12 protein-coding genes and 1 pseudogene are annotated in these 12789 nt (G+C 63.4%); 8 read left to right on the top strand and 5 right to left on the bottom strand.

The annotated features are described in order from the left end of the window. Positions 1–119 precede the first annotated feature (119 nt). From EOC06_RS20135 to EOC06_RS20115, 5 genes are all read right to left on the bottom strand, one after another. On the bottom strand, positions 120–740 hold the full coding sequence (locus EOC06_RS20135; protein WP_245469839.1) for a cytochrome c oxidase assembly protein: 621 nt from the start codon (positions 738–740) through the stop codon (positions 120–122). Then, the gene (locus EOC06_RS20130; RefSeq protein WP_128308604.1) at positions 737–1111 is read right to left on the bottom strand and encodes a hypothetical protein; all 375 of its coding nucleotides are present in this window, start codon (positions 1109–1111) and stop codon (positions 737–739) included. The genes EOC06_RS20135 and EOC06_RS20130 overlap by 4 nt, the downstream gene beginning before the upstream one ends. A gap of 7 nt (positions 1112–1118) precedes the next feature. Continuing rightward, the gene (gene ctaD / locus EOC06_RS20125; RefSeq protein ID WP_128308603.1) at positions 1119–3647 is read right to left on the bottom strand and encodes a cytochrome c oxidase subunit I; all 2529 of its coding nucleotides are present in this window, start codon (positions 3645–3647) and stop codon (positions 1119–1121) included. Beyond that, positions 3644–4621, bottom strand: a complete 978-nt coding sequence (gene coxB / locus EOC06_RS20120) for a cytochrome c oxidase subunit II (RefSeq protein ID WP_245469838.1) — start codon at positions 4619–4621, stop codon at positions 3644–3646. Before coxB ends, ctaD begins: the two co-directional genes overlap by 4 nt. A gap of 498 nt (positions 4622–5119) precedes the next feature. Beyond that, entirely contained in the window at positions 5120–6088 is a 969-nt protein-coding gene (locus tag EOC06_RS20115) for a LysR family transcriptional regulator (RefSeq protein WP_127317779.1), read from the bottom strand. 131 nt (positions 6089–6219) lie between these two features. On the opposite strand from EOC06_RS20115, the pseudogene EOC06_RS45145 reads away from it, so the two are divergent. The 8 genes and pseudogenes from EOC06_RS45145 to EOC06_RS20080 all read left to right on the top strand — a co-directional run. Continuing rightward, positions 6220–6507, top strand: a pseudogene (locus EOC06_RS45145) (amidase family protein); the annotation flags it as partial. Between the two features lie 55 nt (positions 6508–6562). Continuing rightward, complete coding sequence (locus EOC06_RS20110; RefSeq protein ID WP_206631214.1) at positions 6563–7639, top strand: amidase family protein; 1077 nt, start codon at positions 6563–6565, stop codon at positions 7637–7639. Positions 7640–7693: 54 nt separating this feature from the next. Further along, on the top strand, positions 7694–8992 hold the full coding sequence (locus tag EOC06_RS20105) for an ABC transporter substrate-binding protein (protein WP_128287408.1): 1299 nt from the start codon (positions 7694–7696) through the stop codon (positions 8990–8992). A 70-nt stretch (positions 8993–9062) separates the two neighbouring features. Then, a complete protein-coding gene (locus EOC06_RS20100) occupies positions 9063–9887 on the top strand; it encodes an ABC transporter ATP-binding protein (RefSeq protein WP_127317773.1) in 825 nt (274 codons plus the stop codon). Then, entirely contained in the window at positions 9884–10612 is a 729-nt protein-coding gene (locus tag EOC06_RS20095) for an ABC transporter ATP-binding protein (protein ID WP_127326892.1), read from the top strand. The genes EOC06_RS20100 and EOC06_RS20095 overlap by 4 nt, the downstream gene beginning before the upstream one ends. A 4-nt stretch (positions 10613–10616) precedes the next feature. Then, the gene (locus EOC06_RS20090) at positions 10617–11504 is read left to right on the top strand and encodes a branched-chain amino acid ABC transporter permease (protein WP_128308601.1); all 888 of its coding nucleotides are present in this window, start codon (positions 10617–10619) and stop codon (positions 11502–11504) included. A 25-nt stretch (positions 11505–11529) separates the two neighbouring features. Then, positions 11530–12597 carry a branched-chain amino acid ABC transporter permease gene (locus tag EOC06_RS20085; protein ID WP_236383177.1) on the top strand — a complete coding sequence of 356 codons (1068 nt, stop codon included), beginning with the start codon at positions 11530–11532 and terminating at the stop codon, positions 12595–12597. A 10-nt stretch (positions 12598–12607) separates the two neighbouring features. Continuing rightward, positions 12608–12789, top strand: a 182-nt coding sequence (locus EOC06_RS20080; RefSeq protein WP_164898666.1) for a lycopene cyclase family protein, incomplete at its 3' end; no start/stop codon positions are given.

The following is a 12789-nucleotide window of genomic DNA, read 5'->3' as shown; positions in this document are numbered from 1 at the left end:
GGTCACCTTCCAGTGGCCGGTCGAGGCACCAACGTTGAAGAAGCCGATCCAGGTCGCGAAAAGCACCGCGGCCGGCAAGATCGCCAAGCCTATCGCCAAGTGTTTCCAGTTGACGTGCATCAGCCGGCCAGCCTCTCGGTTTTGCCGCTCAGGAGCCTGGCAAGCAGGAAGACGCCTCCGGCGAGGTAAACGGCAGCGCCGATCATCAACATGATGATGCCGCCGAGCGCCTGGTCCTGTCCCGCCCCGAGCACGAGGCCGAAGCACGTCACTTCGCCGAGGCCATAGAGCGGTCGCGAGGCGAGCGAGAGCAGCGCGCCAAGCAACGTCATGTGGATGGAGGTCAGGAGCAACGCGAAGGCGCCGGCAGCGTCCCTAGCCGGCGCATCGGCATTGCGCGGCGCCATGCACGTCAGCCACAGGAACAGCCCGGCGCCAAGGAAGGACACCTGCTCGATCATGGTGGCGATGGTCGATGTCTCGGCCCACTGGCGCGCAGCCGGCGCATGCCAGCCCCAGACGACAATCAGTTCTACGAGAGAGGCGATAAGGGGAGCGGCGGTGGCCACGGAGCGTATCGGCCTGGCAATACCGATTGCGATCAGCGGCGCCGCGATCGCGACGACGCCCATGTGGGCAAGCATGTGAGCCGCGAACGAGCCACGCCACGCATCGAGCAGCGTTCCCGCCCAGACCAGCGCGAGGGTGACGAAGCCCAGCAACAGGCTTGCCGTCCTCATGAGGAGCATCCGTCGATGAAGAGCAGCGGCAGCGCCACGTAAAGCACGGCGACGAAGCTCAGGCCGCAAAGCAGTAGCGTGGCAAACCCCTGGAACAGGTTGCGGTCCGTCGCTGTGGGATCGTCGTGCGGCGGGTCGTTCGTGCCGAAGCCCCACTGCCTCCAGGCGAGCCACCCGGACAAGACGATCATCGCGAGTGCCCCCAGCGTCATAGCCACTATGCCAGCCTGGACGACAGCGAAACCGAGGTCACCGCGCTTGGCACACCAGATTGCGGCCATTGCGTAACAGGCGAGGAAATGTCCGGCCCAGATCACGGGCGCGGTGAAGAGCGTCCAGAGCGTTTCGACCTCTTTGGGAATGATGCGCATCACCGTCTCACATCGCTTCCGGGAAAAGACCGATGACGGCGAAGGTGATGACAGCGGTGATCGCCATAAAATGCCAGTAGAGCGCGACGTTGTGCAGTTCCATGTCGTGCTCCCGCGTCAGGCGACCGGCGAGGCTGCGCGCAAGGCAATAGAGCTGCATGACGGATCCGACCGCGGCATGAGCAAGCGCCCAGATGACGAGAATCCAGACGATCGCCGGATAGACATGCGCGGTCGGCTGCATGTCATGCTGCCAGGGTCCGGCAAAACCGGCTGCAGAGGCAGCAAGCGTCAGCAGAAACGCAGCAACAAGCGCAGCGCGTGCGCCGTCGATCCACCCGCTTGCGTTCAGTCGGCGCGCACCAAGCATCGCAACCCATGCGGCGACGAAGAGAGACAGCGCGATCATCGGCCACCGCATACCGGGACCCGGCTGCCCCAGAGTGAAGTCGGGATGGATGGTCCAGTAGAAAAAATAGCCGAAGATGAGGCTGGCGAAGGCAGTTCCGTCGCCAACCATCGTAATGAACATCGCCCACCAGCCAACAGAATCCGGACCGGAGGCATAGAGCGGCAAGCGCAATCCAAGACCGACATCCTTGGTCTTCTTTTCCGGGGTTTCGCCGGTGCCGGTCCAGAGCCACCACAGAACGGCAGAGAGCGTGCCGATGCCCGACAATAGGGCGAGGATCCAGAGTTCGAAGGTGAGCGCGACGAAGACGCCGCCGAGCAATGCGGCCGAGATTATTGTGATCGTGGTTGATGTCGCCACGCGCTGGCACTGTAGCGGATGGGCGTCGAGCACCGAGGTGATGAGCGTCTCGCGGCGATTCTCCTTGGCACTGCGAAGATAATAGGCGCCCTCATTGACCTTTTGCATCAGATCCGCCTGGTCCCAAAGCGGATACCGGCTCTCGATGATCGGAATGGATCGAACGCCCCAGTTCTCCTCGGGCTCGTTCAGCCATTCGAGCGTGCCCGCCTTCCACGGATTCTGCTCGCTGCGGGGTTCGCGATGCTTCGGCCGTACAACATCGAAGACAACCACCAGCACCCCTGCCGCGAAAACATAGGCGCCGATCGTGGAGATGAGATTCAGCCAGTCCCAACCGATCCCCTCGGGGTAGGTGAAGACGCGGCGCGGCATCCCGCGCAGGCCGCTGAGATGCATCGGAAAGAACGCGACGTTGAAGCCGGCAAACATCAGCCAGAAGGCGGTGCGCCCGAGACGGGGCGAGAGCATCCGCGCATTGATCAGCGGGTAATAATAGTAAACGCCGGCGACCAGCGGGAACAGCATTCCACCGATCAGCACGTAATGCAGATGTGCGACGATAAAATAGGTATCGTGCGCCTGCCAGTCGAACGGCACGAGCGCGACCATCACGCCGGTCAGCCCGCCGATGACGAAGATAGCGAGCCCGCCGGCGCCGAACAGCATCGGCACCGAGAAGATGACACGTCCGGCCAGCATGGTGGCGATGAAGACGAAGATCTGCACGCCGGTTGGAATCGCGACCGCTTCCGAGGCGGCCGAGAAGAATGCCAGCGAGATCTGCGGCAGGCCGGTCGCGAACATGTGGTGGACCCAGAGGCCGAACGATAGGAAGCCGGTGCCGACAGCGGCAAGCACGATCCAGGAGTAGCCGACGATCGGACGTTGCGAAAAGGTTGGCACGATCATCGCCATCAGCGCGATGGCGGGCAAGAAGATGATGTAGACCTCGGGGTGCCCGAAGATCCAGAACAGGTGTTGCCACAGCAGTGGGTCGCCGCCCCGCGTCGGGTCGAAGAACGGCCAGTCGAACATGCGCTGCATCTCAAACAGGATGTCGCCGGCGATCAGCGGCGGAAAAGCGAATAGTATCATGCCCGCGACGATCAGCAGGTACCAGGCGAACAGTGGCATTAGGTTGATGCGCATGCCCGGCGCACGGCACTTCATGATGCCGACGATCAGTTCGACCGCCGCAGCAATGGAGGCGACTTCGATAAAGGAGAGGCCCAGCAGCCAGATGTCGGCACCAATGCCGGAATATGCCTTGTCAGTGGCAAGAGGCGGATACATGAACCAGCCTGAAGAGGGAGCGGCGTCGAAGAAGATCGAACCGCAAACGAAGACACCGCCGATCAGAAAGCTCCAGAAGCCGAAGGCGCCGAGACGGGGAAATGGCAGTTCACGCGCACCGAGCATCGGCGGCAGCAGAAAGATCGCGACGGCCTCGAAGATAGGCACGGCAAACAGGAACATCATCACGGTGCCATGCAGCGTAAAGGCCTGGTTATAGAAGTCGGCAGAGAGGAAATTGTTTCCCGGAACCGCGAGTTGCGTGCGCACAAGAAGCGCCAGTACGCCGCCAAACAGCATGAAGGCAAAGGCCGCACCCCCGTACCAGAGGCCAACCTGCGTATTGTTGACCGAAGTCCAGTAACGCCAGCCGATCGGCGTCTTCCAGACGAGGCGCAGCTGTTCTTCCTCGATCTTCTCTGCGGAGGGCAAGGCGTTTCGCTTGATGCGGGCTTTGAGGGTTGTCATTCGAGCCCCTTCAGCCAGGCGGCGATTTCGGCGATGTCCTGTTGGGGCAGCATGTTGAAGTCGGGCATCTTCGAACCCGGCTTGATCAAATGCGAATGGGCGATGAAGCTACGAACGGCCTCATCGTCGGTGGGCAAAACGCCGGCACCAATCGTTCCCCGCGAACCCATATGCGAGAGATCCGGGCCGACACCACCCTCAGCTTGTGTGCCCGCAACGCGGTGGCACGCGCCGCAGCCGTTGCGAAGGAATATGTCGCGTCCGGGCAAGGATGCGCCGGGCGAAGGGTTCGCCCGCACAGCCAGCCATTCCCGGAAGGCAGCGGGCTGCATGGCGACGGCCGTGAAGGTCATCAGCGCGTGCGAGGTCCCGCAATATTCCGCGCAAGGGCCGCGGTAGGTGCCAGGTTTGGTCGCCAGCAACGAGAGCCGATTCACGCGACCCGGGATCATGTCCATCTTGCCACCGAGCGCGGGAATCCAGAAGGAATGGATGACGTCGGTGCTTTTCAGCAAGAACTCGACGCGCTCGCCAACCGGCAGCCTGATCTCGTTGGCGGAAAGAATAGGAACTCCGCCGTCAGCCGGGTGGTAGGCGACCCGCCACCAGAATTGCTCACCGGTCACTTCGATCCTGAGACCATCGGCTTCGACGGCTCCTGCGAAAGGTCTCAGTCCAGGCATCAACCAAAGCGCATAGCCTAGCAAGAGAAAGAGGAGTAGCGAAGGAATGGCTGCCCCGCCCCAGAAAATCAGCCGACTTGCAATATGCTCGTCTATGGGAGTGCGCTCATGACGTATCGCGTGGACCAGAAGACCGATGACCGTCAGCCAGATAAGACCGCCAGCAATGGCCATGAGCCAGAAAAGGTCAGCGATCTGGCGCGCTTCCTCTCCGGCCGGATCAAGCGCCGACTGGGCTCCCGAGCAGCTGGAACAGGTTCCCAAGCATAACCACAGCGCGAGCCAGCGCACCGCAGCGAGTTTCGTAATCCGGGCGCTTGTGCTTGGAACTGTTGACGAATCTATCCCTCCAATCGATGCCCTTGCTCACAAACGCGCCCGCAACCGAGTGGTTGCGCCAAAACTTCAGTTTAACGGCAATGGCCAGTGCTCATGCAATCTGTGCGCCGGTTTCGTCATTTGTCGCGCCGGTAGGCTTCGATACCGGCGATCCTTTGTACGTCTCAGCAGGCAGCCACCTATTTTAAGGTTCACCAACTATCGGGACCAATCGAGCGATTTCTTGCACTTTGCGGCGTTCGACGGCGTGCCCAAGCCGTCTCGAAAAGTACCGTCTCCGCTCCAACCTGCGAGCAGGCGACCGAGCATTGGTGTTGGTGAAACGTGGGCGCGCACCGAAGAGTTGTCGCCGAGCCGCCCGTCGATCTCGAACATCTCGATCAGGAACCCGCGCCTCCGGCGCGGTTGCAACGCCGGTCCTGTAAATGTCCGCAACGCCAGGGGGGCGGCTCAGCCATCGTCCCTGGCGACCAGTAGAAAAGGTTCGCGCTCCGGCGTCGTCACCGAAAAGCCCGAAGGGCCCACCGCGCTGAAAAAGCGATGGAACATGTCGATGAAGACACGCACGAAGAGTGGCTTTGCCGACCCGTACATGTCGGCGACGATTAGCGTGGGTGGCGGCAGTTCATCGAGGATTGGTCTTCGAACGATCTCCTCGCCATCGGCGGTGGCGCGACCGATCGGCCGCATGTTGAGGACGGCCATGCCGAAGCCGGATGCGACGGCCGAGCGCACCGTTTCATAAGAGCGCGTGCGAAAGCGCACCTCCGGTCGTTTCGCCAGTACGTCGAACAGGGTCAGGAGATAGGTCGCCGTGTGCGGCAGGTCGAGCAGCACCAGCGGCCGTGCCGCCAGTTCCGCCAGCCAGATGCCGTCGCGCGCGGCAAGGGGATCGTCCGCATTGAGCACGGCATGCGCCGGTACCTTGCAGATGCGGGTGACGCTGTCGATACCGATTGGACCGATGTCGTAGAGAATGGCCAGATCGATCTGGCCGGCGACAAGCCGTTCCTGCAACTGGACCTGGTCGGCCTCGACAAGGTCGATCTCGACATCGCCGACGTTGTCGAGGTAGCTGCGCAGCATCTCCGGCATGAACAGCGCGCCGAACGGCTCGAAGCAGCCGATGCGCAGGACCTTCGGCACGCGCCCGTTGAGGTCTCCGATCGACCGGTTGAACTCCGTTTCCGCCGCCAGCATGATGCGGGCGGCGGCGACGAAGCGTTGGCCGGCCGGCGTGATGGAGACGCCGCGCGCCGGCCGCCTGTCGAAAATGCGCGCCCCCATCCCGGCCTCGGCCAGAGTGATCGCCGCGAGGATGGAGGATTGCGAGATGTAGAGCGATCTGGAGGCCGCCAGCACGCTGCCAAGGCGGGCGACTTCGCAGACATAGCGCAACTGCCGAATGGTCAGATTCATGGCTCTTTGTTACATTAAATAGCGAATATTCCCCACAACAATACATTTTATGGTGATGAAAAAACCCGCCAGATTGCCCGGGCTGACAAGGCTGCCGGAAGAGCGGCCATGAAGTGAGGGGTTCGAACTGCATGCCGAATGGGCTGTCTCCCATTGCCGACGCCGATGATCTGTGCCGCCTGGCTGCTGCGGAGCTTAGCGCCGCCTACCGCGCTGGATCGCTGTCGCCCGTCGAGGTGACGCTGGCGGCGCTGGATCGCGCCGAAGCGATCAATCCGCTTTTCAACGCCTTCACCATGATCGACCGCAAGGGTGCGATCGAGGCCGCAGGTGCTTCCGAGAAACGATGGCGGGCAGGCGAGCCGCTGTCGGCAGCCGACGGCATACCGACGACGCTGAAGGACATCGTCTGGGTCGAGGGCTGGAGCGTGCGTTACGGCAGCAGGACGACGACTTCCGCCGCCTATGACAAGGATGCCCCTGCGCAGAGCCGGCGCCGTCTTCATCGGACAGACGACGACGCCCGAATTCGGCTGGAAGGCGATTACCGACAGCGGCCTCTGCGGCATCACGCGCAATCCCTGGAATGCGCAAAAGACCCCCGGCGGTTCCTCCGGCGGAGCGGCGGTGGCCGCCGCCACCGGCGCCGGCGTCTTCCATCTCGGTACCGATGGCGGCGGCTCGATCCGCATTCCGGCCTCGTTCACCGGCATCGCCGGATTGAAGCCGACCTTCGGCCGCGTGCCCGCCTATCCGTCCAGCGCGTTCGGAACCGTCGCCCATATCGGACCGATGGCGCGGACAGCACTCGATCTTTCCGTCATGGCCGGCGCCATGTCCGGCCGCGATATCAGCGACTGGCAGCAAGGCGTGGGAACGCTGGCGCCGCTTGGCCGGATCGAAGAAGTTTTGCGGGGCGCTCGGATCGGCTACTGGTCGAAGCCGCCTTCAGGAGCGCTGGATTCCGGGATCGCCGCCGTCGTCTCCCACGCCTTGACGTGTTTCGACGCCTTCGGCGCGACGGTCGAGCCGATTGATCTTCCCGGTGGCGATCTCCTCGACCTGTTCCAGCATCACTGGTTCACCGGCGCCGCGGCGCGGCTGGCGCTGGTTCCGCCGAGCGAACGGGCGGGCATCGATCCGGGCTTCCTGGAGGTCGCGCAGGCTGGGGCGGCGTTCGACGTCCATACGCTCGTCGCCGCACAGTTGGAGCGCGCCGAATTCGGCGCCGCCATGGACCGGCTGCTAGACGACTATGATTTCATCGTTTCGCCGGGGACGTCGATTCCAGCCTTCGACGTTGGCCTTGAAGTGCCTCTGGGCAGCGGCCTCTCGCGATGGATCGAATGGGCGGCGTTCAGCTACCCGATCAATCTCAGCCAGCAACCCGCCTGCGTCATCCCTTGCGGCATGACCGAGGCGGGCCTGCCCGTCGGCTTCCAGATCATCGGCGCGCGCGGCGACGATGCCCGCGTGCTTTCGGCGGCAGCCGACCTGGAAGCCGCTTTCGTGCCCATGACCCACGCGTTTCGCCAGAAAGATCTGGTGTGAAAGATTTCGCATGAAGAAAAGACTCTAACCAACGCCAAAAAGGGGAACTTTGCCATGATGAACAGACGTGCAATGCTGCAGGGCGTGGTCGGCGCGGGTGCGGCCGGTGCCGCGCTTCTTGCCGATATGAACACTGCGGCGATCGCCCAGGACACCAAGCCCATTCCGGTCGGCTCGGCCCTGCCGATGTCCGGCATCGCCGCCGCCGACGGCATCGAGTTCAAGAACGGTCTCGAACTTGCCGCCGAGGAGATCAATGCGGCGGGCGGCATTCTCGGCCGGCCTGTCGAGATCCACATCGAAGACACCAAGGAAATGGGCGCCGACCTCGTCAGCCAGTCGATGCAGCGCCTGATCGACCGCTTCGAGGCGCCGGTCATCATCAATGGCTACAATCTCGGCACCAACATGATCGAGATGGACGTCGCCGCCGACAACGACGTCATCATGATGCACTACAACACGCTGATTTCGCACAATGAGAAGTTCAAGACCGACCCTGCCCGCTATTACAGCTCCTTCCAGGGCGATCCGCCGGAGTTCTGGTACGGACCGGGCTGCCTGAACTTCCTCAAGACGCTTGCCGCGGACGGCAAATGGAAGGCGCCCAACAAGAAGATCGCCATCATCCCGTCTGCCAACGAATATTCGATCGTCATCGCCAACGCGATCCGCGACAAGGCCGCCGAATACGGCTTCGAGGTTAGTCTGTTCGAGACCGTTCCGTTCCCGACCAACCAATGGGGACCGACGCTGGCGAAACTCCGCCAGGACCCGCCGGCGGCGATCCTGGTCACGCACTTCCTGCCGCAGGACCTGGCGCAGTTCATGGTCCAGTTCCTCGCCGAGCCGATCAACAGCCTGATCTACATGCAGTACGGACCATCGCTGCCGGCTTTCCGCGAGATCGGCGGCGAGGCGGTCAACGGCGTCGTCTATTCGACGGTGATCGGCTGCCTGCCGGACGATTTCTCCAAGCCGTTCCGCGAGAGCTACCGGGCCAAATTCGGTCCGAACTCGGCCTACATCACGGGATCGCAGACCTATGACGGCCTGTGGATGTGGGCGCTTGCCGCGGCAATCGCCGGTGGTCCAGGCGAACCGATGGACAAGGCGCAGACCACCAAGGTGGCCAATGCGATGAAGCGCCTGGTCTATCGCGGGGTCAACGGCACCTACCGGGCCGATCCGGCCGGCCAATCGGCCTTCTGCTATCCTACGCAGGTGGCCGATCCGTCGCTTGGCATGCCGCACCAGTTCCTGCAGCATCAGGATTACAAAACCGATCCAAAGCTGATCGCGCCGGTGCTCTATGCCACGGACAGCTTCATCCTGCCGCCATGGATCAAGTGACCGGACGCGGAAATGAAACCAACGACACCGGCCGGGCCCTTTGCCCGACCGGCTCCATTGGGTGAGAAATATGACTGAGGCCGCCGGTCCGATGCTGGTTTGTGACAGTGTGGTCAAACGGTTCGGCTCGCTGGCCGCCGTCGACGGCGTGTCGATGGTGGTCAATGCGGGCGAGATCGTTGGCATTGGTGGGCCAAACGGCGCCGGCAAGACAACTTTCTTCGACGTGGTGACCGGGATCACGCCGGCCAGTGGCGGCCGGGTGCATTTCGGCGACACCGACATTTCGGCGCTTCCGGCCGACCGCATCTGCCAACTCGGCATCGCCCGCACCTTCCAGCTCAATGCCGCCTTCGACAGCTTGACCGTTCGCGAAAACATCGAGATCGCCGCCTATTTCGGCCGGCAGCGGCGAAGGCTGGCCGGCTTCCGCCTCGGCGAGGATGTCCGGCAGGCAACGATCGAAGCGCTGGACTTCGTCGGGCTTGCGGCCAAGGCCGACGAGACCGTGGCGCGGCTGCCGGTGCTCGACCGCAAGCTGCTGATGATTGCCGGCGCCATCGCCACCCGGCCGAAAATGCTCTTCCTCGACGAGCCGGTGGGCGGGCTCAACGTCGCCGAGATCGACCAGATCATGGCGATGGTGCTGAAACTGCGCGACCAGGGACTGACCATCGTCCTGATCGAGCACGTCATGCGCTTTCTCCTGGCGCTCTCCAGCCGCGTGATCATCATGCACCATGGCAAGGTGATATTCGAAGGCCGGCCGGACAAGGTCGCCGAGGACCAGACCGTTGTCGAAACCTATCTCGGCCAGGGCACGCAGAAACGGTTGAAGAAATTCTTCGATGAGCAAGCTGCCGCGACGAATCCGGCGGTGGGGGGAACGCCATGACGGGCGCAGCCGCAAAACCACCTGTCCTGCAACTCGACGGCATCGTCTGCGGCTATGACGGACTCGACGTGCTCAAGGGCATTTCGCTGACCGTTCATGCCGGTGAATTCGTCACCGTCGTCGGCCCGAACGGCCATGGCAAGTCGACATTGCTCAAGACCATTTCCGGCCTGGTGCCGCTGCGCGGCGGTCAGATCAGCATCGACGGCCGGCGCCTGTCCGGCAAGCCGCATGAGACGGCGATGCTGGGCGTCGCCCACGTGCCGCAGGGCGATATGCTGTTCGCGCAGATGAGCGTGCTCGAAAACCTTTTGATGGGCGGCTATCTCGCGCCGGACAAGGCCGAGATCGCGCGTCGGCTGGACGAGGTCTACGCGCTTCTGCCGAAGCTTGCCGACCGTCGCAACCAGATCGCCTCGAGCCTGTCGGGCGGCGAACGGCGCATGGTCGGCATAGGCCGCGGCCTGATGATGGGCGGGCGCATCCTTTTGATCGACGAGCCGTCGCTTGGCCTCGCGCCACTGATCATCGATCAGGTCTACGACGTCATTTCGCAACTGAGCAAGGCTGGGCGCACGATCCTGCTGGTGGAGGAGAACCCGGCCCGGGTCGAGGACCTCGCCGACCGCCTGCATCTGCTCGACGACGGCGCCATCGTCTGGTCAGGCAAGCCCGCCGAACTGATGGCGCGCGACGAACTCCTCGCAACCTATCTCGGAGGCTGACGCCATGACCGACGTTCTCATGGCCATTCTCGTCGCCGGCTTCACCTCGGGCGCGCTCTATGCGCTGGCGACGGTCGGGCTGTCGCTGGTCTGGGGTTCGATGGGCATGCTCAACATGGCCCATGCGGCGATGCTGACGCTTGGCGGCTACGTCGCCTTCACGGTGATCACCTCGCTCGGCCTGCCGGTCGCGATCGGTTTCGCCGGTGCCATCGTCGCGGGTGCTTTGGCCGGCGCCATCCTCTATTTCGCGATCGTTCGCAATCTCCTGCAGAACGACAAATCGACATTCGAAGCCAACGTCATGATCGCCACGGTCGGCATCGGCATCGCCCTCGAGAATGCCATCCTCCTGACCTATGGCGGGCAGCCGCTGAAGCAGCCGGTCTCGATCGCCGGTGCCTTACGCCTGGGGCCGCTGACGCTGCCCTGGCAGAACCTTCTGATCATCGCGGTGGTGGTCGTGATGATGGTGGTCGTCTCGGCGGCGCTCGGCCGCACGCGGATGGGCCGTGCGATCCGGGCGACGGCGCAGAACCGCGACGCGGCGCAACTCATGGGCGTCGCCGTCAACCGCGTCTACCTGCAGGTGCTGATGCTGTCGGGCGCGCTCGCCGGCATCTGCGGCGTCATGGTCTCGTCGATGACGCAATTGTCGCCGCCACTCGGCAACGACCCGATGCTGAAGGCCTTCATCATGTGCGTGGTCGCCGGTCTCGGCAATCTGCCGGGCGCCATCGCAGCAGCACTTGGGCTGGCGTTGCTCGAATCCTTCGTCCAGTACGCCTTGGGCGCCAGGTGGGGCTTTCCATCGCTGCTGTTCGTCGTCATTGGCGTGCTGATCTGGCGGCCGTCCGGCCTTTTCGGCCACGCCGAAATCCGGCGCATGTGAGGGCATCATGACAGAGACACGTCCCATGTCCCGTTCCTCCATGTCCCGCTCGGCCAGGACTGATCTTGCCATCAGCTTGATGCTGATCGCGGCTGCGATCGCGCTGCCGTTCCTGGTCGACAGCCGCTACATCCTTGGCCAGATCGTGCTGGCGCTGTTCTATGCGACGATCGCCTCGCAGTGGAACCTCCTGTTCGGCTTCTCGGGCATCTTCTCGCTGGCGCAAATGGCGATCTTTGCCTTCGGCGGCTATGCGACGGCGATGCTCTGCTTCTATTTCGGCTGGAACGTCTGGGCAGCACTTGTGCCTGGCGCGCTGGGCGCCGTGCTGTTCTCGCTGGTCGTCGGCCTCGCCTGCCTTCGCCTGACCGGCGTCTATGTGGCGCTGCTGACGCTGGCGATCGCCCAGACGATGTATCTGCTGATCGTCACCGATACCGAATGTTTCGTCATGGTCGGCTCCGTCTGCCGCCAGTTCACCGGCGGCGCCGTCGGCTTTGCCCGCTTCGGCGACCTCGGCACCAGGGCCTTGCTCCGGGCGCAGTGGCTGGTCGGCAATTACGCCATCATCGCGGTGCTGTTCGCGCTCACCATGGTCTTCACCTACGCGATCGTCAAAAGCCCGATCGGCCTTGCCTTCCGGGCGCTGAAGGACAATCCGGGCTATGCGGTGGCCCGCGGCGTCAACCGCTTCCAGGCGCAGCTTCTGGTGTTCGGCATCTCCGCCTTCTTCACCGGGCTGGCCGGCGGTTTCTATGCCGCGCATTTCCAGGCGATCGGCCCCGGTGTGCTGTCGATGTCGCAACTTATGTTCATCATCGCCATCGTCGTGGTCGGCGGCGTCGGCACGTTCTGGGGACCGCTGGTCGGGACGGTGGTGCTGGTGCTGGCTGACGAATTGATGCGAGAGAGCGGCGAGTTCCGCACGCTCGGGCTCGGCCTGATCATCGCCCTGTCGGTGGTGCTGATGCCCAAGGGGCTGGTCGGCCGTTTTGGCGATGTCATCGACTGGCTCGGGCGCCGTCGCGCCAGCCCCGACAGCAAGCCAGCAGCAAGCAGCATTGTGCAAAGCCCGACCCCGGCCGGAAAGTGAGAGACTGACGATGTTCGATACGATCATAGTGGGCGCCGGCTCGGCCGGCTGCGTGCTGGCAAACCGGCTCAGCGCCGATCCTGCCCGCAAGGTGCTGCTGCTGGAGGCCGGGCGCGAGGCGCCGCTCGCCTCGGACGTGCCGTCGGACTGGCCGACCATGTTCAACACGGAAGTCGATTGGGGCTACTACAC

The organism is Mesorhizobium sp. M7A.F.Ca.MR.362.00.0.0 (genome assembly GCF_004023175.1).
Lineage (GTDB): Bacteria > Pseudomonadota > Alphaproteobacteria > Rhizobiales > Rhizobiaceae > Mesorhizobium.
This window is presented reverse-complemented; position numbering and strand designations above follow the sequence as displayed.

Bases quoted from the DNA above. Each gene is read 5' to 3' on its own strand.
- EOC06_RS20135 (WP_245469839.1), bottom strand. From the start codon at position 740: ATGAGGACGGCAAGCCTGTTGCTGGGCTTCGTCACCCTCGCGCTGGTC.
- ctaD (WP_128308603.1), bottom strand. From the start codon at position 3,647: ATGACAACCCTCAAAGCCCGCATCAAGCGAAACGCCTTGCCCTCCGCA.
- EOC06_RS20130 (WP_128308604.1), bottom strand. From the start codon at position 1,111: ATGCGCATCATTCCCAAAGAGGTCGAAACGCTCTGGACGCTCTTCACC.
- EOC06_RS20095 (WP_127326892.1), top strand. From the start codon at position 9,884: ATGACGGGCGCAGCCGCAAAACCACCTGTCCTGCAACTCGACGGCATC.
- EOC06_RS20115 (WP_127317779.1), bottom strand. From the start codon at position 6,088: ATGAATCTGACCATTCGGCAGTTGCGCTATGTCTGCGAAGTCGCCCGC.
- EOC06_RS20100 (WP_127317773.1), top strand. From the start codon at position 9,063: ATGACTGAGGCCGCCGGTCCGATGCTGGTTTGTGACAGTGTGGTCAAA.
- EOC06_RS20090 (WP_128308601.1), top strand. From the start codon at position 10,617: ATGACCGACGTTCTCATGGCCATTCTCGTCGCCGGCTTCACCTCGGGC.
- EOC06_RS20110 (WP_206631214.1), top strand. From the start codon at position 6,563: ATGCCCCTGCGCAGAGCCGGCGCCGTCTTCATCGGACAGACGACGACG.
- EOC06_RS20105 (WP_128287408.1), top strand. From the start codon at position 7,694: ATGATGAACAGACGTGCAATGCTGCAGGGCGTGGTCGGCGCGGGTGCG.
- EOC06_RS20085 (WP_236383177.1), top strand. From the start codon at position 11,530: ATGTCCCGTTCCTCCATGTCCCGCTCGGCCAGGACTGATCTTGCCATC.